We start from the raw sequence: 24,946 nt of genomic DNA, 5'->3' as shown, positions 1-24,946 counted from the left end.
ATAAATAAAGGATAGTGAAAAATGGACATTCAGATAATCAAATTCCGGCTGCATTCAGACATTCGGGGTGGCTTGATCGCAGTAGAACAATTAAAAGATATCCCGTTTGAAATTAAACGAATCTATTATATTTTTGATGTGACCGAAGGAACGCGGCGTGGATTTCACGCACATAAAAAGCTGCGGCAGGTGATGTTCTGTCCCCACGGATCATGCAAGATAATGTTGGACGATGGCACAGAGAAAGCGGAGGTTTTGTTGGATTCTCCAGACAAAGGGCTGCTGGTGAACAGTAATATATGGCGTGAAATATTTGATTTTTCGCAAGGGACAGTTCTGATGGTGTTGGCCTCTGATTATTATAACGAATGTGATTATATACGTGATTACGGTGAATTCCTAAGTTCATTGAAAAATATAATTTAGGAGCAGTAGTATGAAAGGAATTGTTTTGGCTGGAGGTAGCGGCACCCGTCTTTACCCGTTGACTAAAGTTACATCTAAGCAGCTTTTGCCGGTGTATGATAAACCAATGATTTTTTATCCGATTTCCGTGTTGATGATGGCGGGAATACGGGAAATGCTTATTATATCAACTCCCCACGATTTGCCGAATTTTGAACGTTTGTTGGGCAATGGGAGCGGTTATGGTTTATCGCTCAGCTATGCCGAGCAACCGTCTCCCGACGGTCTTGCCCAGGCATTTATTATAGGCGAAAAGTTTATTGCCGGCGACCGTTGCGCCATGATCTTGGGAGATAATATTTTTTACGGAGCAGGACTGGTTAATTGTCTGCGGAAGGCGGCATCAACGGAGCATGGCGCCACAGTGTTCGGATACTATGTCGATGACCCGGAACGTTTTGGTGTAGTGGAGATAGATAGTAACGGAAAAGCTTTATCTATAGAAGAAAAGCCGTCGAACCCGAAAAGCAATTATTGTGTGACCGGCTTATACTTTTATGACGAGCGGGTAACAGAATGGGCTAAAAATGTCAAACCCTCGGCAAGAGGCGAGCTTGAAATAACCGATCTAAACCGTATGTATTTAAATGAAGGAAGCTTGAATGTTATAACTCTTGGGCGCGGCTATGCCTGGTTTGATACGGGCACAATGGACAGTCTGGCAGATGCAACCGAATTCGTTAAGGTGATACAAAACCGGACGGGAACTACCATTTCGGCTCTGGAGGAAGTGGCATACAGAAACGGCTGGATCACAAAAGAAGCCCTTATAAAGCATGCGGAATCCTATGGAAAATCCCCTTATGGCGTCCACCTGAAAAAAGTAGCGGAAGGAAAAATAATATGAAAATATTGGTGACCGGGGGTGCCGGATTTATCGGCGGTAACTTTGTTCTTTATGAGCTGGAAAAGCACCCAGAAGACAGCATAGTATGTATAGATTTGCTTACATATGCCGGTAACCTTGAAACTTTGGAAAGCGTAATGTCCAACCCGGCGTTTAACTTTATAAAAGCCGATATAGCGGATCGACAAGCTATATACGATATATTTGAGTCAGAGAAACCTGATATAGTGGTCAATTTCGCAGCGGAAAGCCATGTTGATCGTTCGATTGAAAATCCGGCTTTGTTCCTTACTACTAACGTTATGGGAACACAGGTGCTTCTGGATGCCTGCCGCGTTTTTGGCATAGGCAGGTTTCATCAAGTTTCAACCGACGAGGTATACGGGGACCTTCCGCTCGACCGTCCTGACCTGTTCTTTACAGAAGAAACCCCGATACATGCTTCATCGCCTTATTCGGCTTCAAAGGCATCCGCGGATCTGCTTACTCTGGCATATTTTCGCACATTCAAGGTGCCGGTCAGTATTTCCCGGTGTTCAAACAACTACGGACCGTATCAATTCCCCGAGAAGCTTATTCCGCTGATGATAGCAAATGCTTTGAATGATAAACCGCTTCCTGTGTACGGGACCGGCGAAAATGTACGGGACTGGCTATATGTTAAGGACCATTGTTCTGCGATTGATTTGATTATCCGGTGCGGAAAAGAAGGTGAAATCTATAATATCGGGGGACATAATGAACGGACCAATCTGGAGGTTGTTCAAACGATCATTCACGAACTGGGCCGGGGCCGGATCGAGTTTGTTAAAGACCGCGCAGGACACGATCTGAGGTACGCCATAGACCCATCGAAAATATACCGAGAACTGGGATGGTTGCCGTCCACAGCCTTTAACGAAGGAATCCGGATGGCCATCCGTTGGTATCTTGATAATAAAGCATGGTGGGAGCGTATCATCAGCGGTGAATGCTAAAAATATTATGAACACATGTATATTAACAGATAACTATTAAACCGGAGATAAAGAATATGAAAATACCATGGTCTACCGTTCATTTTATGCATGAAGAATTGCATGACGAATTGATAGGTTCTTTTAAAAGAGTATTTAATGGTGATTGGTTCATTCAGGGAAGCTCCGTCAAGGAATTTGAGGATGCCTATGCGAAGTATTGTGAAACAGACTATTGCATTGGTTGCGGAAATGGCCTTGATGCCATAACAATTATTTTAAAAGCTATGGGAATTGGAACGGGTGACGAAGTAATCATACCTTCCTTCACATTTATTGCAACTGCTCTGGCCGTGGAATACGCCGGAGCGAAACCAGTTTTTGTTGAAATTGACCCGGATACGGCCCTTTTAGAGCCTTCCCGCATTGAAGAAGCAATCACCGAGCGTACTAAGGCCATACTTCCCGTTCACCTGTACGGGCAACCTGCTTCCATGGATGGGATATGTGAAATTGCACGGCGCTATGGCTTGAAAGTCATAGAGGATGCCGCCCAGGCTCATGGCGCTGTTTATAAAGGAAAACGTATCGGGTCGCTCGGTGACGCGGCGGCATTCAGTTTTTATCCCGGGAAAAACCTTGGAGCGCTTGGCGACGCGGGCGGTATTACCACCAACGATGCAAGGCTGGCAGGTAAAATTCGCGCTATTGGTAATTACGGTTCAAAGATCAAATATATACACAAATATATGGGTGTCAACTCACGTCTGGATGAGGTGCAGGCCGCGTTCCTTTCAGCTAAGCTTCCTCATCTGGAAAAATGGAACAAAGACCGCAAGAGGATAGCGGGCTGTTATCTCAATGAAATTAAACATCCGGAGATCAAGCTGCCCGTAGTAAAGACAGGAGATCATGTGTGGCACATTTTCGCTGTACGATGCAATAAACGTGACAATCTTAAGAAATACCTGAAAGATAAAGGAATTGAAACTAACATACATTATCCCGTTCCAATGCATTTCCAAAAAGCATTTTCTCATTATGAGTTACCACGTGGAACTTATCCTATTGCCGAAGAACTGGCTGATACGGAGCTAAGTCTTCCTATCTATTGGGGAATGACGGATGAAGAGATCAACTACATCATTAATGCGCTTAATAAGTTTAGGGTGGTGCAGACATGAGTATTAGCGAACAGGCATATATTGCTGATAATGTTATCATAGGTGATAATGTAATAATAGAAGACGGTGTATATATTGATTATAATGTAATAATCCGTGATAATGTCCATATTAAAAGGAATACTTACATTGGTGCACGGTGTATTTTGGGAGAATATCTTGCTGATTTTTATAGGGATAGTAAAAATAAATATCACCCGCTTATTGTTGGAGAAGATTCAATAATAAGGAGTGAAACCATTCTATATGGAGATAGCGTAATAGGAGATCATTTTCAAACTGGTCACAGAGTCACAATAAGAGAAAAGGCGATAATAGGCAACAATGTAAGAATCGGCACTCTGAGTGATATACAGGGGCACTGTATAATAGAAGACTATGTTAACTTACACAGCAATGTTCATATAGGAATGAAAAGCGTTATAAAAAAATATGCATGGATATTTCCATATGTTGTTCTAACTAATGATCCCAATCCGCCTTCGGAGCAGTTGCTTGGTGTAACGGTAAATGAATATGCCGTTATTGCAACGGGCTCAATCATATTACCTGGAGTTGATATCGGGAAAGACAGTCTTATCGCTGCAGGAGCTATCGTAACAAAAGATGTACCCGGCATGAAAGTATATGGAGGAAATCCGGCAAAAGAAATGTGCGACATAACAAAGATAAAGAACCGGACGACGGGTGAGGCGGTGTACCCATGGCGGTATACTTTTGACAGAGGAATGCCGTGGCATGGTATCGGATACGATAAATGGGTTGCAAAAGACAAATAAGGTTGTTTTATCGAGTTTTCAATTATACGCTATGTAATTAATTAGCTTAAACAGTCACCTAAAGTGGAGTTACATGTTTTTAATCTCAGGAACATAGCAAAATTTAAGCTGTGGAGGAGAAGGTAGTGCTTCAGAAACCTCTTGTGAGCGTAATTATCCTTTGCTATAACAATTATCAATATTTGAAAGAAACGTTATGGTCTGTTATTGCACAGGACTATCCAAGGATACAAATAGTTATTAGTGACGATTCCTCTGATTATTTTCCTGTTGATGAGCTTATTCACTTCATGAATAATGCTAGAGTTCCCAAGGCGGAAAATGTTTTAATTAATGTAAATGAAAAGAATATGGGTACCGTCGGGCATCTTGAGTACGTTCGTAAAAAATGCACGGGTGAATATGTCGTAGCCATTGCAGGCGACGATGTATTTTTCGACTCAAGTGTTATTACGAATTTCGTAAATGAAATGGAACGCCTTGGGGATTCTGCTCAGATAATAACTGCTCAGGCAGAAATGTGGGATTTGAAACTGCAGAAAAAACATAAAGACTTTGTTTCCGCTGATGATATTGAACTTATAAAAAAGCTGTCACCTAAGGAACTTTTTGAAGAACTGGCGTTAAGGTGCTTTATACCAGCTTTATGCTTCTGCCGTAAATCATTTTTTGAGAGGATCGGTGAACTTTCCTCGACATATAGAATTGTTGAGGACTGGTCAACGCATCTTCGTGCTTGCAGGATGGGAATTAAGATTCACTGGCTTGACATCGTTTCTATGAAGCACAGGGACGGTGGCGTAAGCCATGGAAATACTGCAAATTCCAATAAGGTATTTTATGCATACCTTAGCGATTTTAAATTCATTTACGATAAGGAGATACTTCCTTATCTTGAGCAACTATCCCAAGAAAAGGCAGAGAAAATTCTTGATTTTTATGATTATCGGATAAAATGCTATAATAAGGAGTTTGATAAGCTGCAAAAGAAAGAAGAGCAAGCGAAAAGAAAGGAAATAGTTAAAAGAGCAAAAGTTCGGAGATGGCAGTCTGAACAAAACGAAGCAAAAAAGAAAGTTAAAATCAGAAATTATAATCGTATTCTGCATAATGCAGCATATAAATTTTCAAGGAAAAACCACATTGCCCTGTTTTTTGCAGGTACTTTAATGTCGTTTATAACAGCCAGTATTATGAGCATACCTGATGATGCTCTATCATATGTTTTTCGCTTATTGTTTATGGTATTAGGCTGTTGCGCGTTTTTAACAAGTGTGGGAATGGTTATCACGAACCTGATAATGAAGATTAAATCTAGACAGTTTTAAAGTTAAGCGAGGGTTTTTAAGTATGCTTGTAAATATGAATTTTACATCCGGGCGTGAACTGCAAGAATTATGTAACCGGGCACTGGAGATAGAAACAAAAAATAGCAGAGATGAATTATGTAATATTATTGAGTTAAAAATAAGACGCATAGAAGAGCGCGAAAAAGGTGCTTGGGGACAACCTTCCGGAGATGAGACATATCTTGAATTATTAAGAAAACTTTACATATTACTTTTGAATGATTATGAGATTGATACTGATATAGAACGCCTAGGTGTCGAAGCTGCAACGCTGACTGACAGTAATCTCAGAGTGGTTTTTATTACACATGAACCAAGGGTATGGTCTTCTGTAGATAGCGTATATCGTGCAATGCTTAATGATGCTCGGTATATAGTTAAGATTGTATATGTTGCGGAACAACATGAGAATACAAAGGGAAAAAACGATAACGGAGTTTTAAATATATACCGAGATAGATATGGGGTTATCGTTATACATGAGAATGAGTATGACATGGCTATTGATAACCCGGATGTGGTGTTCTATGTTAAACCTTATAATGGGAGATTTAATGGCATAAATAAAAAATATAGTCACAATAGTGTCATGTTGGCTGGAGCGCGAATTATCTACATTCCGTATAGCATGGAAACGACCAGAAATTTTCTTGAATATAACTTTCAGCTTCCTATGATGTATCATGCATGGAGACATATTGTTTATGGACCCGTTGCTAAGAAATGCGCTGCCAGATATGGATACAGAGGCGGATACAATGTCGTGGTTTGGGGGCATCCGAAAGCTGACGGAATTGCTCGCACTGAACTTTATCAGCATGAAATCCCTAAAGGCTGGATAAAAAAGATTAACGGCCGTAAAACCTTTATATGGAATACACATCATACGATTTTGGACGGGGGCATGAGCACATGGAGTCAGCATGGGGAAGCCGTTCTAAATTATTTTAAAAAACATGATGATGTTGTTTTACTCTGGAGGCCCCATTTGTTACTTTTTGGCGTTCTTGTTAATAATGGCTATATGACAGAAGATGAACTGGGTGATTTCAAAAAAGAAGTAAGTTCCCATGATAATATTATATTGGATATAGATGAAGATTACCGCCCGGCATTCTGGGTGTCAGATGCTGCCATCACTGATGGAACCGCTTTCTTTAGTGAGTATATTTACACGGAAAGACCTATGATAGTCACGACCAATACTCCGACTATTCTTTGGCTGTGGCGTGAACTTCAGGATTGCATTCCTATTGCGGCAAAAACTGAAGAAATATTTGAATTTATAGATATGGTGCGCAAAGGCCAAGATAAATATAAACAGAAAAGACAGCAATTCCGCAAGAAACAATACTTTATTCCGAAAACTGGAACAGTAGGCGAGTATATTCGCGATAAGATCTATTCCGATTTGGTGGAGGAGATATCAAGCGCATTTCGGATAGCTAAAGGGAAGGACTGTAAATAGTAATGAGCAACCATGTGAAGCTGTCAATTATTATGCCGTGTTTCAATGTTGGAGAAACAATTGAACGTGCGATTGAATCCGTTATTTATCAGGCTGTCAATTTCCGATATGAGATTATCATCATTGATGACTGCTCAAACGATAACGGTCCTGAAATTTTTAAGCGATACGCGGATAGATATGAATTTGTTAAAGTCATCCGTCATGAGACGAATATGGGCAATGCTATGGCCTTTTATGACGGTCTTTCTAAGGCGCAAGGCGATTATTACTGCGTACTTGACGGTGATGATTATTACACTGTCCAAGATAAGCTGCAGAAACAGGTGGATTTTCTTGATGCGGATGTTAAATCTGAATATGCGGGTGTAGCACATTATTTCATCATTGATCTTGGAGATGGGATGGTTAATGTACCCGAACAGAATACAGAGACTGAATACAATTATGTGGACTTTTTTACTCGTAATACCGGTTATTATCATACAACGGTATTTATGTATAGGAACATTTTCCGTGGAAATGTGCCAGAACTTTTTAAAAGCGACGTATTCCGGGGTGATACTGTCAGAACGGCATTTCAACTTATATATTCCAATAAGAAAATTAAGGTTTTGAATTTTGTAGGCTCGGCTTATGTTTTCACGCAACTGGGAATATGGTCTGGCATAAATGAGAAGCAACAGGTGCGGCGTCAGATTAATTTATGGAACAATATGCGAGACATCTCTGCTACAGAGACTGAAAAACGCTATTACAACATGCTGGTAGATATTTGGGAAGATAAAATCAAAACAGCCACTGACAATTATTGCAAGTTTTCAGGCATTAGCATAGAAGCTGCACTCATACAGGTGCAGCAATATGCAGGAAGAATTGCGTATCGTATTGACGAGCGAGACTATATATTTAATGGCGTTTATTTTTCGGAGTATGCTGATAGTTTGTGTGCAACCTTGGGTTATGTCTACAGAGTGTATCATCAGGAATATGTTCAGAACAATGCTGAACCTAATAGCCTATGCATTTTCATTGGTTTATTAAATCCCCAAGGAGGCGGGATATTCAGGGAACTCAATGAGATTATCAATATGTACCCGGATAAACAGGTTACATTAATCTCTGCTACAAGTGGCGAACATGACGAATTGGCGAGAGAATTGCTGAGTAAATATCCTAATTTGCGTTTAATCATTGCTCCAGAGGAGTGCCCGGACAGACTTGGATATCTGTCTAAAGTGTATATGGAAGTCCTACCTTCTAAGGCATATTATTATACGTCCCACCATGATCCGTTTTTAATGACCCTGATGCAGTCCGGCCCCTGCCGGAATGATGTTTTGTTTTCTTTTGATCACGGGTATTTGTTGGGTATTTCTAATCCTAACATCGATTGCATTATTGCTAAAAGGCCGTCTGATTTCGATATGTTGCGCAGGAAATTCGGGGAAAAGGTTATTTACATCCCAACCTGGAACGAGCTTGTAGAAATCCCTGGGGATCCACATTATCAGCCGTTTAAGGGGCATGACAAATTAATTACTGCCTGCGCGGCGGCTAGATTCTACAAGGTCGACGGAAAAGGCTCCCATGTCTATTTAGATATGGTCCTGGAATTGCTGGAACATACCCATGGCAGGCATATTCACATGGGGCCAATCCCCAACGAGAAGCTGGAATACGTAAGAAGCTATATGCGTGAGCATGATATTCCAGATGATGCCTTCATTCACATCCCATGGGCGGACAATCCATCGGTTACGGCACTTAATAACCATGTTGACATTTTTCTTGAACCGTTCCCTACGGTATCATACAAGCTGACACTTGGAATGCTATCATGCGGCATCCCGGTATTTGTGCATGATGATATCCGGCGAATTAACAGTGTTGATTTCATTTATGAGGGCTGTATGGCTTGGAGAACGAAAGAAGGATTCATAAACAAGCTTACCAGTCTGGCCGCTGAGGAGCTTGAGGATCATTCCCGGCGATCCCTTCACTATTTCAACCGTTGGCATTCTACCGATGTGGTCCGACCATATTTACGGGAAGATAAAAGCTTTCCGCCTTCCAATTCGGTTAGTGTTGCTGATAATACAATACATGATATCAGGGAGTATTTAAGCCTGATTGGCTGTAAGGTCGGAAATTTGTACATTAGAATGGATCAGCCGAGATTGGATAACACACCGAAGCAAGTGACTACAGTAAATACAAAATCCGCAGAGATTTCCACCCCCTATGTGCCGAGGAACCGAGTGGAGTTTACCGGACCCTGGGTATGCCGAAAATTCCGCGGCTTTATTCGTTGTTATCAAGAGCACGGCGCCAAATACACTCTTCTGCGCATTAAAGTGCATCTTACCTGCAACGAGAGAAAGGCTACCAGAAAGTTCGGGTTATGGAAACGCTTTAAAAATTTACTTAAACTTATCTTGCCGCCTCCCATCATGGCATTCAACCGGGAGATAGAGCGGATTATTGCACTCAGCGAAGCGGTTAAACTGGAAATTGGAATATTGAGAAGTGAAAACAAACGGCTTTTCAAAGATAAAACGAAGCTTTTGAGCGATCTGGTAGAAAGTAATATAGAAGATACGAAACAGGTATTTAATAACTTGAATAGTCAACTGGCCGAAATGGATCAAAAGCAGAAAACTACTCAGGAAGGATTAGGCAACATTAATAATACTATGATGGAGGTAAAAGCTCAAACAAAGCTGATACATGACTCCACTGGCCGGATCCACTATAATATAGGAAGCATATACTCCTCTGTGCCTAAAAGACATTTATATAACAATGAGAGTGAGCGGAGAGTAATTAGAGGTTTTATTGAATACATGGGCAGAGCAGATTTTGAAGACAAATTTTTATCGTTGATAAATGGGTTAGGCCCGGATAGCCGTGCAACTGTCTCAAAGGTTCTTGCAAGACAAAAAAGAATAACATATGTAAAAGACTTGCCGATAGACATAATGACCGACGCGGAGGCTGAGAGGATTAGATATATAAATCAAAATATGCAAGATATATTAAAAGTTTCGGATAACCTATATAGTTATAATAATTACCTTTTGCCAATAAAACATTTTGAGATAAGTGTATTTATTGATAAATACTTTATTGACACACTAAGGCACCCTGAATGGTTCAATACTAAATGCATTATTGATGCAGGAGCTTTTATAGGTGATTCTGCATTAATACTTGCACCTATGACCAGCGGTAAGGTGTATGCTTTTGAGGCAACAACAGAATATTTTGAGATGATGAAACAGACTTTGCGAATCAACCAACTGGAAAACGTTGAACCAATACATGTAGCACTTGGTGCCTCAAATGGAACTGTGGAGATTAACGTTGCCAGCTCATCAAGCTCCATTAACGTTCCGACTGGAACTTTACAGTATAAAGAAACCGTTAGGATGATGATTTTGGATGATTTCGTCGAAGAAAATATGATTGAAGTAGGGCTTATAAAGGTCGACATTGAAGGTTATGAGCGCGAATTTCTCAAAGGAGCTGAACGGACGATAAAAAAACAACGTCCAACATTGCTGCTTAGCATTTATCACAATCCGGTAGACTTTTTCGAAATCAAACCTGAGATAGAAAAGTGGAATCTTGGATATAGGTTTAGAATACATAAGCCGATTGATTATACCATATCCAGAGAAGTTTTATTAATTGCAGAGGTAGAATAAATTTTAAATAAAATTGGATTTTAGGAGATAATTGAATGAAAATTGCAGTCGCATTGACTAGATATGTGGGCTTGTAAATACTGTGGTTTTGGCACATATAGTCACTCTATAAGCTCATGTTCGACAGTAAATAGGCATATATTATGAATTTTAAATATAAGAATTCAATATCCATGTGGATTTGCGTTGGAGAAGTTGTGGGTTTGGTCAATATGCTGGGTAAAATTGAACCCCACGCAAGACCCTTCTGTTAAATTAAGTTTATGCACCAGAAGGTGCAAATAAATTCAAGGGATGGTTATCAAAGTACTTATAACCGGGTTGCTTGATTTGACTATCATGATTATCAGCGTTGATTAGCCAAAATAGAGTTGTCTGGTAATGAAAAACATTTCAAATGCGCTGGTTATCATATTGAACTACATCTTGAGTAAACTTGTAGTATTTAAGAGTGATGTTGATTCAAGTACCACCCACAGCAGATAAGAAAATAGCGGCTGAAGTAAGGATATTTTAATAAGGAGATAATTATATATGAATATTGCAATCGCCGGGGCCGGTTATGTTGGTCTTGCTTCCGCCGTTGTGCTGGCTCATGTTGGTCACCAAGTTGTCTGTGTGGACGTGGACGAGGCCAAGATTGAACAATTGAAAAAAGGCCCTTGCCCCATCCACGAGCCGGCTCTACCCGAGTTGATGGCGGAAAACCTCAGTCGCCTTACCTTCACTACTGACTATGCCGTTGCCTATTCGAACACGGATGCTATATTTATTGCTGTAGGGACGCCGGAAAAGGCGGATGGCTCTGCCAATCTGTCATATGTTTTTGCCGTTGCCGAACAGATTGCCGCCTCTGTTACCTGTGATTGCGTGGTGATAGTGAAGTCTACCGTACCTATCGGCACTAATGAAAAAATAGAACAGCATTTGAAAAGCCATCTAAAGCATGATGTTACCATTGAGGTGGTTTCTAATCCGGAATTTTTGTCTCAGGGCACTGCAATAAGAGATATGCTTTACGGCAGTCGTATCGTGGTGGGTACGGAATCGGAATCCGCCCGTCAGGTGATGGCAAACATCTATGAAAATCTGGAGCAGCCGGTTGTATTCACCGATCGCCGCAGTGCGGAGATGATTAAGTATGCTTCCAACGATTTCTTGGCCCTAAAAATCTCCTACATAAATGAGATTGCCAATCTCTGTGAGGTGCTGGGGGCAAATGTGGAGGATGTGGCCCGGGGCATGGGTATGGACCCACGCATTGGGGATAAGTTTCTTCGGGCCGGTATCGGTTACGGTGGCTCCTGCTTTCCAAAGGATACGAAAGCACTCCATTGGCTGGGCAACTTCCATGATCACGAGTTGAAGACGGTAAAAGCGGCTATTGAGGTTAACGAAAACCAAAAGCTGCGTCTTATTAAAAAGGCACGTAAGTATTATGATAGTTTTGAAGGCCTTATAGTCGCAGTGCTTGGCCTAACTTTTAAGCCTGGCACGGATGATCTGCGCGAGGCACCGTCCTTGGTAAATATACCCATCATGCTGGATAGCGGTGCGAAGGTCAAGGCTTTTGACCCCTGCGGAGTGGAGAAATTTAAAAGGAAAGTTAGCGGCAATATAATATATTGCGACACCCCTGAAGAAACTTTAAAAGATGCTGATATTTGCTTTATCCTTACCGAGTGGCCGGAAGTGCTAGAACTGCAGCCTGTGCATTTTCTTACTATGAAGCGGCCAATCATTCTAGATGGAAGGAACTGTTACGACCCAGGGGGTATGGAAGGCTATCCTTTGGTTTATGATTCTATCGGGAGAACAGTGGTATCCTATCTGGACTGAATAAGGAGTTTAGATGAGCCTTTCCATAAAGATCTAGTATCCTGCCGATAAGATAATGAAATACAATTATCTTATCGTTGGTGTAGGTCTGTTGAGTTCCATTTTTGCCTATGATGCCTACAAGCGGGGCCAATATTGTCTTGTGATAGATAAACGTGGCCACATTGGTGGTAATATAATATTGTGAATCCGTAGATGGAATCAATGTGTACAAATATGGAGCACAGATCTTTCATACCTGCAATGAAAAGGTTTGGCGATACATCAATCAGTTTGCAGAGTTTAATAATTACATTAATTCTCCTGTTGCTATTTATAAAGGTGAATTATATAATTTACCTTTCAATATGAATACCTTCAAGACTCTGGCTCAAGCCAGGGCAAAAGTAAAAGAGCAAACCCGGCGGCTAAATATTATCGAACCTTCTTAATTTGGAGGAACAGGCTTTATCATTGGTTGGCAGGGATGTCTATGAGAAGTTGATTAAAGGATATACTGAGAAACAATGGGGCCGTCCCTGTACAGAGCTTCCGGCTTTTATTATTAAAAGGTTGCCCTTGCGCTTTGAGCATGAGCTGTTGGACTGTGACAATTACCAAGGCAATGCTGTTGTCAATTATACTGATCGTGAAATTCCGTATACCAGAATTATCGAGCATAAGCATTTTGAGTTTGGAAAACAAACTATGACTGTGATTTCAAAAGAGTATCCTTCAGAATGGAAGCCCGGTGATGAACCGTTTTACCCGGTTAATGATAAAAAAATAATATGTTATATACTCAATATGCAAAACTTGCTGAAACCCAAAATAATGTGATTTTTGGCGGTAGGTTGGGTAGTTATCGTTATTATGATATGGATAAGGTGATTGACGCAGCACTTAAGGCTGTTGCCATCGAGTTTGGCGAGTAAATGATATTGCCTTATTTATTATGGAGAAATAGAAGATACATGAAGTTATTTAATGTTATTATGCTAAAGTATGGTATTTGCAGTGCAGAAAAAGCTGTGTTTTTAAGATGGTTTCGGCTTTAGTTTCTTCTTCTTTGGTATCATCATTTAGGGATTAAAGAGGAGAACTCCCATGCTAAAGAGTTTTAGGATTAATATTAAAGTTTTTTCGTTGCTTAAAAAACTGAAAAAGCATGAGTTTCTCTTTGAGGAACTTGTAAAAAGGGATTTTAAAAAGAAGTATAAGCGGACTGTTTTGGGAATTTTGTGGAGCATGCTTGCGCCTCTGCTGACACTCTTAGTGATGGCTATTGTATTTACGGAGTTTTTCGGCAGAACCACTCCCCATTTTATTATCTATATGTTTGCCGGAAACTTGGTATTCTTTTACTACCGGGAGGCTACCGGCGGTGGTATGACCGCTCTTGTCGCTAATTCTTCGATCTTTACCAAGGTGAATGTGCCCAAGTATTTATTTGTGTTTTCCCAAAATGTATCTTCGTTAATTAATTTTGCTCTTACTTTGGTTATATTTTTTATTTTTGTGGCTATGGACGGCATACCTTTTACATGGAAATTTATACTGTTAATCTATCCCACTGCTTGTTTGCTCATATTCAACATTGGGATAGGTTTAATCTTATCGGCATTATTTATTATTTTTAAGGATATTCAGTACCTATATGATGTATTTACGATGATGATAATGTATCTTTCAGCCATATTTTATACCATTGATTCTTATTCACTAACAATGCAATATATGTTTCACCTAAACCCTATTTTTGTGTATATTACTTATTTCAGAACAATCGTTATTGACAATACGGTTCCATCGGTTAATTACCATTTGCTCTGTGCGTTTTACGCTCTGGCGGCAATGATTGTCGGTGGTGTTATCTATAAAAAGTACAATTACAAATTCCTATACTATGTTTAAGAGGGACTACTATGATTGTGAAGCTGCGTAATGTATCCGTTCGATACATCACAGGGGATTTTAAAGAAATCGGCATTAAGGAATATATAGTCAGACGCTTGCAGGGGAAATATGATATAAGGGAATTTTGGGCGGTGGATGACGTTTCCTTTGCTCTTGAAAAGGGGGATTTATGCGGAATTATCGGCAGCAACGGAGCGGGGAAATCCACGTTGCTGAAGGTAATTACCGGTATTATGGTGCCTACAAAGGGCCATGTGAATGTTAATGGCAATATTGCCGCGCTGCTCGAGCTGGCTTCCGGTTTTGACGGTGATTTAACGGTGAAGGAAAACACTTATTTGCGCGGGGCCATGCTGGGATATACAAGAGCGTTCATGAACGAGATGTATGAAAAAATCATAGCTTTTGCCGAGCTTGAAGAGTTTCAGGACAGGCCCTTTAAACAATTATCATCCGGTATGAAATCCAGGCTGGCTTTTTCCATTGCTTGCTTGGTTAATCCGGAGATTTTAATTTTGGATGAAGTGCTGTCAGTCGGCGATGGGGCCTTCCGGAAGAAGAGCGAAGCCAAAATGATGGAGATCATTCATAGCGGAGTGACAACCATCCTGGTGTCCCATTCGTTAGATCAAATTAAAAGGATGTGCAACAAGGTGCTCTGGCTGGACAAAGGCAAGCAGATTGCCTTTGGGGAAACCAGGGAGCTTTGCGACCGGTATGAAGAATTTTTGGCGAAGAAATAGTTATTGCCTTTCTACGATTACTCGCTTGATCAGCGGCGCCAATGCAGGCAGGGATTCACGTATTGTCATATATACAGTACCTCCTGTAGAACCCGGTCTTTTATGATCGGTTTTAAGGCATCCGGCGTAACCAGGTCCACTTTCCGACCAAGAATCTCTGTCAAGTGATATTGCAACTTGATGAAGTGAAACAAATCCACGTAGTCGCTAAATTCCACCAGTATATCAATGTCACTTGATCCTTTAGCTTCACCTCGGGCAAATGAGCCGAAAATTCCTAATTTGGAAACCTTATAGTTATCGCGTAATTCTAACATATGCTCTTGTATACACTCAACTGGGTTCACACTAAGTCCTCCATTCACTTGCGACTGGGGATACACAAACATCTTTAGAAGTACCTTTCGCGAAAGTCCGTAATATACGTTAATGGTTGTTAAACCCTAAGAGTTAATTTAATTCTACTAAAATATGGTATATGACTAAAATATCATGTGCACTAGCGTTTGTCAATCAAAAAAGAGCTGGGTCTGGGTTGATACCATTAGTCAGAACTGGCTGGGTCCGGCGGGCGGCACATTAAAAAATGCCCGCTGTATTCCGCCTGTTCAAGCAGCCACTCCGGCAGATTCCTCTTCTTGATGCCGTCGTAATCTGCTGCGCCAAATACATCATCCAGCGTCAGCAAGGTTTTGGGGTAGTTGTCCGTTATTTTCCTGAACGGGGCGAGCTCACGGGCAAGCGTCTCTTCATCGAGCGTTGTTGCCGCGATCTGGTAGTATTCAAGCCCCTCGTCATTTCGTGCCACGAAGTCCACTTCACCGTCGTCTATCTCTCCGACATAAACCTCATAGCCGCGCCGGAGCAGCTCCAGGTAGACTACATTCTCTAAAATATGCCCGATGTCGCTTTCTTTGCCGCGCACAAGCATATTCCTAAGGCCGATATCTACCGCATAGTATTTCGGCTGCGTCGTCAGATACTGCTTGCCCTTGATGTTATAACGCGGCGCTTCATACAGAAGCAAGCTTTCCGTGAGTCCGTCAAGATATTTACCGACGGTCTTTTGGTCCGCGCCGCTCCCCGAAGATCTTAAGGTGTTGGCGATTTTGGTTGCGGAGGTTTTATTGCCAATGTTGTGGAGCATGAACCGTACAACCTTTTTGAGCTGTTCCACATCTGTTATCTTTTTACGAGCCACGATGTCATTGAGCAGCACCGTGTTATACAGGCCCTGCAAATACTCGCGGGTTTCCCGTTTGTTCAGCTCAAACCGCAGGATGTAGGGAAATGAGCTGAATTCCAGATAGCGTTCAAACTTTTCCCTTTTGGAAAGACCGTGCTGCTTCGTTTCTTCAAGACCGGTATAATACTCCCGAAAAGAAAGCGGCAGCATTTTGAGTTCCACATACCTGCCGGAAAGCACCGTGGCAAGGTCGCTGGAAAGAAACCATGCGTTTGAGCCTGTAATATACACGTCGCAGTTTTTTTTCAGGAATAAGCTGTCTACCGCCTTTTCAAAGGCGGCAACGTGCTGTATCTCGTCCAGAAAGATGTAATTCATCTTGTCCGGCGCAAGCCGCTCCGTTACATAATCGTACAAAAGCCGGTAATCAGATAGATTTTCATACTCAATGTCCTCAAAGTTTAGCATGATGACCTGCTCTTTCTCAACACCGTTACCAAGCAGATAATCACGGTATATATCGAATAGCGTGGACTTTCCGCTTCGGCGCACGCCCGACACGACCTTGATGATTTGCTTTTCCCGCCAGCGTTTTAACCAGTCCAGGTATTCGTTTCTTGCTATTCGGTTGACCATGATACCACCTCACACGCTTTTATTATTTCCATTGTACTCCCGGATCATTCACCGGTCAACACATTTAAGGAACCAAATCCCGATATTATTTGATAACTCCGCATTTAGGGAACGGTGCCGAACGAGGCGGGGCAAGTCTCATAGTCCTTGCTTATAATCGAAAGACTTATTGTTAGCAACTACTTTATTCTGTACCAGGACCCTCTTTTTGTTAAAGAACATGATAAAATTCTCATAAATGGTCACGAAAAACCCGCACAATTGGGGAAAATGAAAGTGCCAGCTTTTGGCTTGGTGTGCGTAATGACCTAAAAACAGGGGTGTAGAAGACATCCTGATTGCCTGTAAAGATGGGCTTTCGGGGTTCTCCGAGACCATAAACAGATCATAGAGGCCGCACTTCTGGATCAAGGGTTGCTTTTATTAATAACGATACAGGGCAAATCGTGAGACTTCATAGGCCGCATCCGGGAAAGCTATTGAAGAAGTATCAGATTGAGCAACTGATAGAAGAATTAAAAAAACAAGGAGTGCTTTAACCATGAAAGATGTTATGATATATCAAGATTATATTGGTTCAGTGCATTATAGTACAGAGGATGAAACATTCTTCGGTAAGATTGAAGGCATAAATGATCTGATCAGTTTTGAAGGCGCCAGTGTCGGAGAACTCAAGGCGGCGTTTGAGGAAGCGGTCGAGGATTATTTTGAACTGTGCCGTTTGAATGAGAAGGAACCTGAAAGAATGTATAAAGGCAGCTTCAATATAAGGATTAGGCCCGAGCTCCATAAGCAGGCCGCACAAATGGCGATGATAGAAGGAAAGTCATTAAACCAGTACATTGAAGACGCAATAGAACAGTACTCGGTAAATAAAGCACTGGAGCTCGGGCTGACGGAATAATTGCCATGTATACAATGGTCAGCTTTGTCACAAAACAGTGGTGCTGTGGATGATCATCCTTGGTTAATTTGATATAATTAGATTTAAAAATAAAGCTACTGTATTTGCAATGATGATACTGAGCATGCATTGTTTGTGCTTAAGCAGAGGCGGTCACCGAAACAAATGGTTCGCTAAAATCAAAGGTTTAGCAAAGGAAACGGGTGCAACTCTTGATGCTTATTTAAATAGCGAACAGGTGGTAGCTCCATCTAAAATTAGTATTCGTTTAAAAAAGTCGATGAAGATATAATTGAAGTGGAGCCCATTCTCTGTGAAGAGGAACAAGCGGATGAGAATGGTGTTGTTTTAAAACAAGTATTGGAAGCCGAACAGTTAGAAACCTTTGTGAAGGTTTTTGATAAATTTCCCAGGGTGAAGGAAATTTATCCTATACCTAACGGTCCTAAGGTGGTATTTGATGAAAAACAAGCAGTAGCTTTGGAGCAAATAAACTTTGGTAATAAACTCAGTATCACATGCGGTTGGTTGATGCTGAAAATTTATAGGTAGACTATATAATTAATTAACTATAATATTTCTGGTTGACCGGATTTTATTCTTTTGATATGTATACCATCTTTAACTTTTTCACCATTGACCTGTTCCAATATTTTAACCAGTTTGCGATAAGAACTGGGTATGATCCTGGGGACATTTCCTTTGGCTAGAACAACCCTTGCCATCATTTTGAAGTGTTCGTCAATAACGTTAGTTCTGAATTGAGCAATCTTATTTAATTCAAAATATGTTTCAGCTATTTGTTTATAAGCATCACTAATATTGCTTCCTTTTAGTTCAATAAAATATGATACATTATCATCACAATTAAGAATTAGATAATCACATTTTCTTTTGTCTTGATCATTAATAACGCATCCGTCAATTTCAATTTGCATAATTAGCTTTGCGCCGGGATTGCTTCCAATATACCTACTATTCCCGCCGGTACGATCTTTTAGAGTTATTGTTTGATCTCTTCTTGATTTTTCACATTCAGGATATCCTAAGGAAATCATTTAATCCTCCAGATCATATAGTTTGGTGTACTCATCATTAATTATACTCGAAATATCATCAATCTTTTCGGCTTTTACCAAGTTAACTTCGTTGTCTATCATACTTTGAGGCTGTTTATTGCTTTCAAGATAATAAGCCGATACTCTTTTAGTATTAAGCCAATATTCCTTGTCTATGACTCTATTAACAGCATTTTCTTTTTCTTGACCTACCTTATAAGCATATAAAAGATTATTTATTGATGTTAAAATATACGGGCTATGGGTAGTTATAAGCACTTGATTATTATTTTGATTGGAGAAAAGTGCAATTAGGTTTACTAAATCCCTTTGGGCTACTGGAAATAGATGTGCCTCAGGTTCCTCAATAACCACGAACATTTTTTTCTGATTTAAAATCCAACTAAAAATCATGTATAGTATCCAAATTGATTCGTGTTGTCCTGAAGATGCATAATTTATTTTAACAAATTTACTGGATTGGCTATCCAGTATAATTTTTTCCCCATTTATATCGTTCCTGTATTCTCCTTTTAATATATTCCTTAGTGTAACCTTTGCAAGTTCGACCATCTTTCTATTTATTGGTTCGATTGTTGTATGCTTTTTTCTTGATATTAGTTCATCAATACCATCCTTAAAACTTATTTTTTCCTCTTGAATTATTCTTAGGAATTGGCTTGTAATATAGTCGAGGTTAGCCAGGGATATTGTGGATAATTGGTCTGAAAGCAATGACAACAGACTTCTGCCTGCTGGAATATAAACAAGTTCTCTATCGTCGTTAAAAATTCTATTAAGTTCAAGTTTAAGCTCTTGATAAAAAGCACGTTTCTCAATTAACTGTACTTGTGTGCTGGATAAATTATCATTGTATTGATAAAGATCATTACAAAACCTTTTTGCCCTTTCTTCGAGGTTTATTAGACTTTTTAACATATCAGAGCTATAATCGGTTGTAATATTTCTTTCCTTGGGTGATAGAGTGATTTCAATGTAGCTCGTACTGCTATAATTAAATTTTAAAAACGTATTATCTAGATGCCTGGAAGAACCAAAGAAATCGAGGAATCTCTGTCTAATTCTTGTGTATAAAACACGAGGAAACTTATCAAAGCTTCTATTATTGATAGACTCAACCAGATAGGTGAAAATATCATCACGCATGGCTCTGAAAAAATAAATGCATTTACATATAGTGCTTTTCCCACTTGCCTGTTCGCCAATAAACAGAATAAAATCATTTATTTCTAGTTCACAATTGGACACAGGACCAAAATTTCTAATTAATATTTTTTTATCCATATATTTATCACCTTTCAAAAGGCTGCTATTGTTGGCGTTGTTATTTTTTCACCGGGCGATAATTCTTGACTCTTTCCGATTATATCACATACGGTCACTATACTGCAGCAGCGGAAACCAGTGGGGGAAATTGGAAATATACGATGGTTACTTTAGGAGCTGATATTCATGCGGGCATTAACTTAAAATATTCCTAATGTCGGAAAAAATATTGTTTGTGCTTAAGCAGAGGCGGTCACCGAAACAAATGGTGGCCGCCTCTGCTTTGTCCGGTCTGGCATCCGGATGAGCTAAAGTGGATGGGCTAAAGGTGAAGACTCAGTATATTTAAACATCAAAATCAATATCAAATAACCTGTGCCAGGGCAGGTTTACTTTGTTTGCGTTAACGTTGCCAAAGTCCTCCCGCAAGTTATGTTCGGCGAAATCATTAAGCATTTTTTCTATCTCCGCCGTGATCCGCCGCTCCAATTCGGGGTCGGTTATTAAAGTATGCTGTGCAGCGGGTACCTTTTCCTTAATCACCGGTCTGACCGTCGCCTGATAGCCCCAGTCCTCAAGCAGGCTTTTCAATATGATGCTTTGCTTGGTTTGGGCGGCGCCGGGGCTGTCTGAAGCGGCGTGTCCGGCGGCTATGGTTCCCTGACTTAACGCCAGACCCACTGAATTGCCGGCTGTATTCCATCCCGAGTAGCCCGCCAATTGTGACAGGTCGTATTGTTTGTTGAGCGTATTCATAAACCCGGCATCCGCCATATTGGGGTAATTTACATCCGCTATGGTTACCGGAATGCCCTGTGCGGTGTAGCTTTTGATGCGATCGATAAATTGCCGCCTTTCAGCGGCGGGCCCGTCGGCGGCTTCCGAATGCGCTTCCTCGTTTCCTGAACCGTTGTTTAAAGCAAGTACGATGTCCGCCTCACCGGGGAGCTGCGCGGGTGCGGCTCCGGCGGCTTCAATATGCAAGGCCACGTTTTGCCGCAGGGGAACATCCTCATACAAAGGGATATTCCCGGCCAATGACGGGCAGGCATAATCCACGTAAACCCGGGGCGCCCCCCCGCCCAACCGACTGCTTATGTCGCTTGCCGATCCGTCGCCGCCCGCGCCATTGCTTGCGTCGTTCCCGCTACTGCCATTCGCGCCGCCGGATACCTTGCCGACGCCTGGACTGTTGGCCATAGCGGCCAGCAGCACCTGGCCGCATTCATCGGTACCGGTTAAGAACAGCACCTTGTCAGCGATGTTATACTGCCGCACCAATTTGCCCAATTTTTCGGCTTCCATACGAGTGAACCCGTGGGGCGAGGTATCATCCTTGCTTATTAGCAGGCGGTCAATATAACCCTGCCGCACTAATTCCAGAACTTGCTCGGTTGCCTGATAATTTTTATCCCGTCTGCTGGTAAAGTCCTTAAGAAACTCTGCGGGGATGGCTTTTGTCAGCTCGCTCAGCTTTTCAGCTTCAGCCGGCTCGATTGTGCCCAGGCGGCTTTTATCCAGCAATGCGCCATATTTAAAAATTTGGGCGCCGTGCCTGGCGTAATAATCAGGCATAGTGTGGGGCGTATTGGCCGTTGGAGCCCTCATTACAGAGACAAAAGCGTAAACGGTATTATCGTTGTTCTTAATGCTTTTTATGGCGTTGACCCGGCTTGATAATTCATTCGGTTCCAGGTTGTGCTTGCGGGATTCCACCAGACCACCGTATAACAGCATATCAACAGAAACCACGGCAGCCTCGTGTTGGGGAGTTTTCTCCGCCAACCAACTGTTTAACTTGGCATTGGTGGTAAGCTGCTCCGGGGAAGGGCAACTCAGACTAAAACCTGCTGCTTGGCCCAATTCAAGCGCATTTTTGTAATTAACCGGCCGGTCGTCAAGCGGTATGTATAATACAGTTGGGGTGCGGACGGTTGTTTTACCTGACGATGTGCTTTCCTGGGCCGGGGCTTGATATGCGCATGCTATAGTTAAGGATGTCAAAAGTAATGCGACAATAATAACCCGCAGTTTTTTCAAATCAAATACCACCTTTCTAAAACACGGGGATATTCAGGGCTCCAGGCATCGCACATAGGTTGTATGCGCGGTAATGACACCCGGATTATGTTAATTATACAGAAAGGGTCTGGCCGGGACAAGGCCATATGCAGGAAATGCACTCGTCTTGTCGAAGTAGAAAACCAGGTATGAATAAACGGAGCGGAGGTTTTTCAATGGGTAATAGGAAAACTAAAGCTATAATGGTATCTTTGCTGCTCATGGCCGCGGCTATTATCGGATATACGGGTTTGGCCGCTGCCAGCGGCGGAGACCCCGGTTCCGCAGGCGATCCCCTGGTTACCAAAAGCTTTGTGGAAGAATATGTGCAGAAATACATTAGCGGCATGAGCAATTCGGGTGGCTCCGGTTCTTTGGCCTGGAGCGTTGCCGAACTGGAAACCGGCCAGGAGTTCATTGGTAAGGCAGGTACCGAAATCATTGTGCGCAGCGGCAGTGCCGCAGTGGTGGATCCCAGCGGTGGCGGTATACCCGATCTGACGGCCGGGAAAAACGTCATGGCCGGCCAGACAGTGGAAAACAACCATTTGCTCAGCCTGCCCAGATCTGACGGCCGGGGCGTTAAGGCTCAAAAACCGACTACCATTATGTACCGGGGATATTAGTATCCGGGGTTGACTCGGGTGCCCCTCGCCTTAGTGGGGGAGGAGGTCATTATTGCTGATGATTATTAACAGAAGGTTTGCTTTGTCGGCATTATTGGCCGGGGCGGCAGTTATAATATTGGCCTGCGTGCTTGTTAACGCCATCAACAACAGGGTTATGGAGGATGAATATTTACATCCGCTTTCTCACGCGGAGGATGCTTATGATTTGCTCGTTGTGGGCGGAGAGCCCGAAGGGGTGGCCGCCGCAGTGTCGGGGGCCCGGAACGGCCTTAACGTTCTGCTGGTGGACACCGGGCCGGAACTGGGGGGGCTGATGACCCGGGGCTGGCTGAACAGCATAGATATGAACTACGGCCCCGACGGGGAGATTTTAAACAAAGGCATCTTTCAGGAATTTTATAACCGGGTGGAAGGCGATTCATTCGATGTGCGAACCGCCGTCCGGACTTTTAACCGGTTGGTGAACCGTGAAGAAAAATTGAGTGTGCTGCTTAACGCTGAAACTATAACACCCGTGGTGGAAGATGAACCACTGGGCCGCAGAGCGGTCACGGGCATTAAGCTGGTTCATGATGGCGTGCTTGAAGAAATTAGTGCCCGGGCTGTTATTGACGCTACTCAGGACGCGGACATGGCGGCCCTGGCCGGAGTGCCTTTTAGCCTGGGCCAGGAGGATATCGGCAGACAATCCGGTCTAATGGCGGTTACCCGGGTATTCAGGCTGGAGAATGTGAATTGGCTGGACTGGCTGAAGATTCTATATCATCTGAGATTTACCGACGATAAAAAAAGTACCGGCGCCAATATACACAGCGCCTGGGGTTTTTATGAGCAGACATCCTTATATAAACCGTCCGATGAAAGGCTTTTTTTGAGAGGATTGAATATCGGCCGGCAAAATGACGGCAGTTTGTTGATTAATGCGCTGCTGATTTTCGGAGTCGACCCCCTTGACCCCGGTTCCAGGCAGGAGGCCAAAAAGATTGCCGCCAGGGAAATACCTTTAATTGTAGATTTCATAAATAAGCATATACCTGGTTTAAATAAGGCCGTTTCGGGAGGAATGGCCCCCGAGTTATACGTGCGCGAGTCAAGGCATATTTGGGGCGAGTACCGGTTGACCTTGGATGATGTGTTGGAAAACAGGGATTTTGACGACAGGATAGCTTTCGGATCATATCCCGTAGATATCCAACCCGCCGACCCCGGTATCCCAGGTATCATCATCGGCGCGCCTCAGCAATATGCCGTACCCTTCAGGTGCTTGGTGCCGCGGCAGGTGGACGGACTGCTGGTGGTGGGCCGGTCGGCCGGCTTTGACTCCCTGGCCCACGGCAGCGCCAGGACAATTCCCGTGGGGATGGCTGCGGGACAGGCCGCCGGTGCGGCAGCGGCCCTGGCGGCGGAAAACGAATTAACCTTTCGGGAAATGGCCGGCAGCCGGCCATTAATCACTGCATTACAGCGCCGGTTAAACGAACAGGGTATGGAGCTGAAGCCGTTCCGTATAGCCAACGAATTGACCGGTCACGAAGCTTACGCCGGTTTGAAATTAGTGCGCGGGCTTGGGCTGGCCTCGGGTGGGTATAATAATGATTATCAATTGGACCGGGATATCGCCGAGCAAAGATATATCAATATTCTGTACCAGGCAGCCAAACAGACCGGTCTGGGTATTAAAGAACATCCTGCTCTGTATCCCGAGGGAAATGTCTTTAACCTTTATGATGCCTGTCGCATGCTGGTTAAATTCCTGGGCATGGATCTAAGCAAGCAAGCATCGTTTGATTATCTTGCGGAAAAAGGTGTTTTCGCGGAGCATGAAGATTACTGGCAGGATTATATGAACCCTGGACAACCGCTAAGCCACGGGGCGGCTTATCTGCTGATAAAAGAGTTTGTGGATATGCTGCAAGAAGCGGATATCCCGCAGTAGGCGGATATGCTGC

The 24,946-nt window shown here is 42.5% G+C and carries 20 protein-coding genes and 3 pseudogenes; 18 read left to right on the top strand and 5 right to left on the bottom strand.

All coding sequences use genetic code 11. The features are described from left to right. Positions 1–21 precede the first annotated feature (21 nt). The 12 genes and pseudogenes from ABDB91_RS19220 to ABDB91_RS19165 all read left to right on the top strand — a co-directional run bounded on the left by ABDB91_RS19220 (position 22) and on the right by ABDB91_RS19165 (position 15,236). Positions 22–426 (top strand): FdtA/QdtA family cupin domain-containing protein, encoded by a 405-nt coding sequence (locus tag ABDB91_RS19220; RefSeq protein ID WP_347489327.1) that lies wholly within the window; start codon positions 22–24, stop codon positions 424–426. A 10-nt stretch (positions 427–436) separates the two neighbouring features. Continuing rightward, positions 437–1,312 (top strand): glucose-1-phosphate thymidylyltransferase RfbA, encoded by an 876-nt coding sequence (gene rfbA / locus ABDB91_RS19215; RefSeq protein WP_347489326.1) that lies wholly within the window; start codon positions 437–439, stop codon positions 1,310–1,312. Continuing rightward, positions 1,309–2,289: a dTDP-glucose 4,6-dehydratase gene (gene rfbB / locus ABDB91_RS19210; RefSeq protein ID WP_347489325.1), complete on the top strand. Its 981-nt coding sequence runs from the start codon at positions 1,309–1,311 to the stop codon at positions 2,287–2,289. The genes rfbA and rfbB overlap by 4 nt, the downstream gene beginning before the upstream one ends. A 56-nt stretch (positions 2,290–2,345) precedes the next feature. Further along, positions 2,346–3,452, top strand: coding sequence for a DegT/DnrJ/EryC1/StrS family aminotransferase (locus ABDB91_RS19205; RefSeq protein WP_347489324.1), 1,107 nt, complete (start codon positions 2,346–2,348; stop codon positions 3,450–3,452). Then, entirely contained in the window at positions 3,449–4,231 is a 783-nt protein-coding gene (locus ABDB91_RS19200; RefSeq protein ID WP_347489323.1) for a DapH/DapD/GlmU-related protein, read from the top strand. Before ABDB91_RS19205 ends, ABDB91_RS19200 begins: the two co-directional genes overlap by 4 nt. A 125-nt stretch (positions 4,232–4,356) precedes the next feature. Then, positions 4,357–5,559, top strand: coding sequence for a glycosyltransferase (locus tag ABDB91_RS19195; RefSeq protein WP_347489322.1), 1,203 nt, complete (start codon positions 4,357–4,359; stop codon positions 5,557–5,559). 22 nt (positions 5,560–5,581) lie between these two features. Beyond that, entirely contained in the window at positions 5,582–7,048 is a 1,467-nt protein-coding gene (locus ABDB91_RS19190) for a hypothetical protein (protein ID WP_347489321.1), read from the top strand. 2 nt (positions 7,049–7,050) lie between these two features. After that, a complete protein-coding gene (locus tag ABDB91_RS19185) occupies positions 7,051–10,758 on the top strand; it encodes an FkbM family methyltransferase (protein ID WP_347489320.1) in 3,708 nt (1,235 codons plus the stop codon). 534 nt (positions 10,759–11,292) lie between these two features. After that, positions 11,293–12,597: a UDP-glucose/GDP-mannose dehydrogenase family protein gene (locus tag ABDB91_RS19180; RefSeq protein ID WP_347489319.1), complete on the top strand. Its 1,305-nt coding sequence runs from the start codon at positions 11,293–11,295 to the stop codon at positions 12,595–12,597. A 55-nt stretch (positions 12,598–12,652) separates the two neighbouring features. Continuing rightward, positions 12,653–13,511 (top strand): annotated as a pseudogene (locus ABDB91_RS19175) (UDP-galactopyranose mutase). 172 nt (positions 13,512–13,683) lie between these two features. Then, complete coding sequence (locus ABDB91_RS19170; RefSeq protein ID WP_347489318.1) at positions 13,684–14,490, top strand: ABC transporter permease; 807 nt, start codon at positions 13,684–13,686, stop codon at positions 14,488–14,490. A gap of 11 nt (positions 14,491–14,501) precedes the next feature. Further along, complete coding sequence (locus ABDB91_RS19165) at positions 14,502–15,236, top strand: ABC transporter ATP-binding protein (RefSeq protein ID WP_347489317.1); 735 nt, start codon at positions 14,502–14,504, stop codon at positions 15,234–15,236. A gap of 65 nt (positions 15,237–15,301) precedes the next feature. Here ABDB91_RS19165 and ABDB91_RS19160 read toward each other — a convergent pair whose 3' ends face one another. Both ABDB91_RS19160 and ABDB91_RS19155 read right to left on the bottom strand, forming a co-directional pair. Continuing rightward, a complete protein-coding gene (locus tag ABDB91_RS19160; RefSeq protein WP_347489316.1) occupies positions 15,302–15,583 on the bottom strand; it encodes a nucleotidyltransferase family protein in 282 nt (93 codons plus the stop codon). Between the two features lie 197 nt (positions 15,584–15,780). Beyond that, the gene (locus ABDB91_RS19155) at positions 15,781–17,058 is read right to left on the bottom strand and encodes an ATP-binding protein (RefSeq protein ID WP_347489315.1); all 1,278 of its coding nucleotides are present in this window, start codon (positions 17,056–17,058) and stop codon (positions 15,781–15,783) included. Between the two features lie 260 nt (positions 17,059–17,318). Between ABDB91_RS19155 and ABDB91_RS19150 the strand changes: the two are divergent. From ABDB91_RS19150 to ABDB91_RS19135, 4 genes and pseudogenes are all read left to right on the top strand, one after another. Continuing rightward, positions 17,319–17,440, top strand: a pseudogene (locus ABDB91_RS19150) (transposase); the annotation flags it as partial. A gap of 25 nt (positions 17,441–17,465) precedes the next feature. Next, positions 17,466–17,597: pseudogene (locus ABDB91_RS19145) on the top strand (type II toxin-antitoxin system HicA family toxin); the annotation flags it as partial. Positions 17,598–17,599: 2 nt separating this feature from the next. Further along, entirely contained in the window at positions 17,600–17,962 is a 363-nt protein-coding gene (locus tag ABDB91_RS19140) for a type II toxin-antitoxin system HicB family antitoxin (RefSeq protein WP_347489314.1), read from the top strand. 297 nt (positions 17,963–18,259) lie between these two features. Further along, complete coding sequence (locus ABDB91_RS19135) at positions 18,260–18,514, top strand: hypothetical protein (protein WP_347489313.1); 255 nt, start codon at positions 18,260–18,262, stop codon at positions 18,512–18,514. Positions 18,515–18,531: 17 nt separating this feature from the next. On the opposite strand, the gene ABDB91_RS19130 is transcribed toward ABDB91_RS19135, so the two are convergent. The 3 genes from ABDB91_RS19130 to ABDB91_RS19120 form a co-directional block, all read right to left on the bottom strand. Further along, entirely contained in the window at positions 18,532–19,020 is a 489-nt protein-coding gene (locus tag ABDB91_RS19130; protein ID WP_347489312.1) for a hypothetical protein, read from the bottom strand. Continuing rightward, positions 19,021–20,325 (bottom strand): AAA family ATPase, encoded by a 1,305-nt coding sequence (locus ABDB91_RS19125; protein WP_347489311.1) that lies wholly within the window; start codon positions 20,323–20,325, stop codon positions 19,021–19,023. Between the two features lie 327 nt (positions 20,326–20,652). Next, on the bottom strand, positions 20,653–22,347 hold the full coding sequence (locus ABDB91_RS19120) for a DUF4127 family protein (protein WP_347489310.1): 1,695 nt from the start codon (positions 22,345–22,347) through the stop codon (positions 20,653–20,655). 197 nt (positions 22,348–22,544) lie between these two features. Here ABDB91_RS19120 and ABDB91_RS19115 point away from each other — a divergent pair, with 197 nt between their 5' ends. Together ABDB91_RS19115 and ABDB91_RS19110 are read left to right on the top strand one after the other, a co-directional pair. After that, positions 22,545–22,994 (top strand): hypothetical protein, encoded by a 450-nt coding sequence (locus ABDB91_RS19115; RefSeq protein ID WP_347489309.1) that lies wholly within the window; start codon positions 22,545–22,547, stop codon positions 22,992–22,994. 58 nt (positions 22,995–23,052) lie between these two features. After that, on the top strand, positions 23,053–24,933 hold the full coding sequence (locus ABDB91_RS19110; RefSeq protein ID WP_347489308.1) for an FAD-dependent oxidoreductase: 1,881 nt from the start codon (positions 23,053–23,055) through the stop codon (positions 24,931–24,933). Positions 24,934–24,946: the final 13 nt, after the last annotated feature.

Source organism: Desulfoscipio sp. XC116 (genome assembly GCF_039851975.1).
In the GTDB taxonomy this organism is placed as follows: domain Bacteria; phylum Bacillota; class Desulfotomaculia; order Desulfotomaculales; family Desulfallaceae; genus Sporotomaculum.
This window is presented reverse-complemented; position numbering and strand designations above follow the sequence as displayed.

Coding starts and splice junctions, on each gene's coding strand:
- ABDB91_RS19220 (WP_347489327.1), top strand. CDS start 22: ATGGACATTCAGATAATCAAATTCCGGCTGCATTCAGACATTCGGGGT.
- rfbA (WP_347489326.1), top strand. CDS start 437: ATGAAAGGAATTGTTTTGGCTGGAGGTAGCGGCACCCGTCTTTACCCG.
- rfbB (WP_347489325.1), top strand. CDS start 1,309: ATGAAAATATTGGTGACCGGGGGTGCCGGATTTATCGGCGGTAACTTT.
- ABDB91_RS19205 (WP_347489324.1), top strand. CDS start 2,346: ATGAAAATACCATGGTCTACCGTTCATTTTATGCATGAAGAATTGCAT.
- ABDB91_RS19200 (WP_347489323.1), top strand. CDS start 3,449: ATGAGTATTAGCGAACAGGCATATATTGCTGATAATGTTATCATAGGT.
- ABDB91_RS19190 (WP_347489321.1), top strand. CDS start 5,582: ATGCTTGTAAATATGAATTTTACATCCGGGCGTGAACTGCAAGAATTA.
- ABDB91_RS19185 (WP_347489320.1), top strand. CDS start 7,051: ATGAGCAACCATGTGAAGCTGTCAATTATTATGCCGTGTTTCAATGTT.
- ABDB91_RS19180 (WP_347489319.1), top strand. CDS start 11,293: ATGAATATTGCAATCGCCGGGGCCGGTTATGTTGGTCTTGCTTCCGCC.
- ABDB91_RS19170 (WP_347489318.1), top strand. CDS start 13,684: ATGCTAAAGAGTTTTAGGATTAATATTAAAGTTTTTTCGTTGCTTAAA.
- ABDB91_RS19165 (WP_347489317.1), top strand. CDS start 14,502: ATGATTGTGAAGCTGCGTAATGTATCCGTTCGATACATCACAGGGGAT.
- ABDB91_RS19155 (WP_347489315.1), bottom strand. CDS start 17,058: ATGGTCAACCGAATAGCAAGAAACGAATACCTGGACTGGTTAAAACGC.
- ABDB91_RS19140 (WP_347489314.1), top strand. CDS start 17,600: ATGAAAGATGTTATGATATATCAAGATTATATTGGTTCAGTGCATTAT.
- ABDB91_RS19130 (WP_347489312.1), bottom strand. CDS start 19,020: ATGATTTCCTTAGGATATCCTGAATGTGAAAAATCAAGAAGAGATCAA.
- ABDB91_RS19125 (WP_347489311.1), bottom strand. CDS start 20,325: ATGGATAAAAAAATATTAATTAGAAATTTTGGTCCTGTGTCCAATTGT.
- ABDB91_RS19115 (WP_347489309.1), top strand. CDS start 22,545: ATGGGTAATAGGAAAACTAAAGCTATAATGGTATCTTTGCTGCTCATG.
- ABDB91_RS19110 (WP_347489308.1), top strand. CDS start 23,053: ATGATTATTAACAGAAGGTTTGCTTTGTCGGCATTATTGGCCGGGGCG.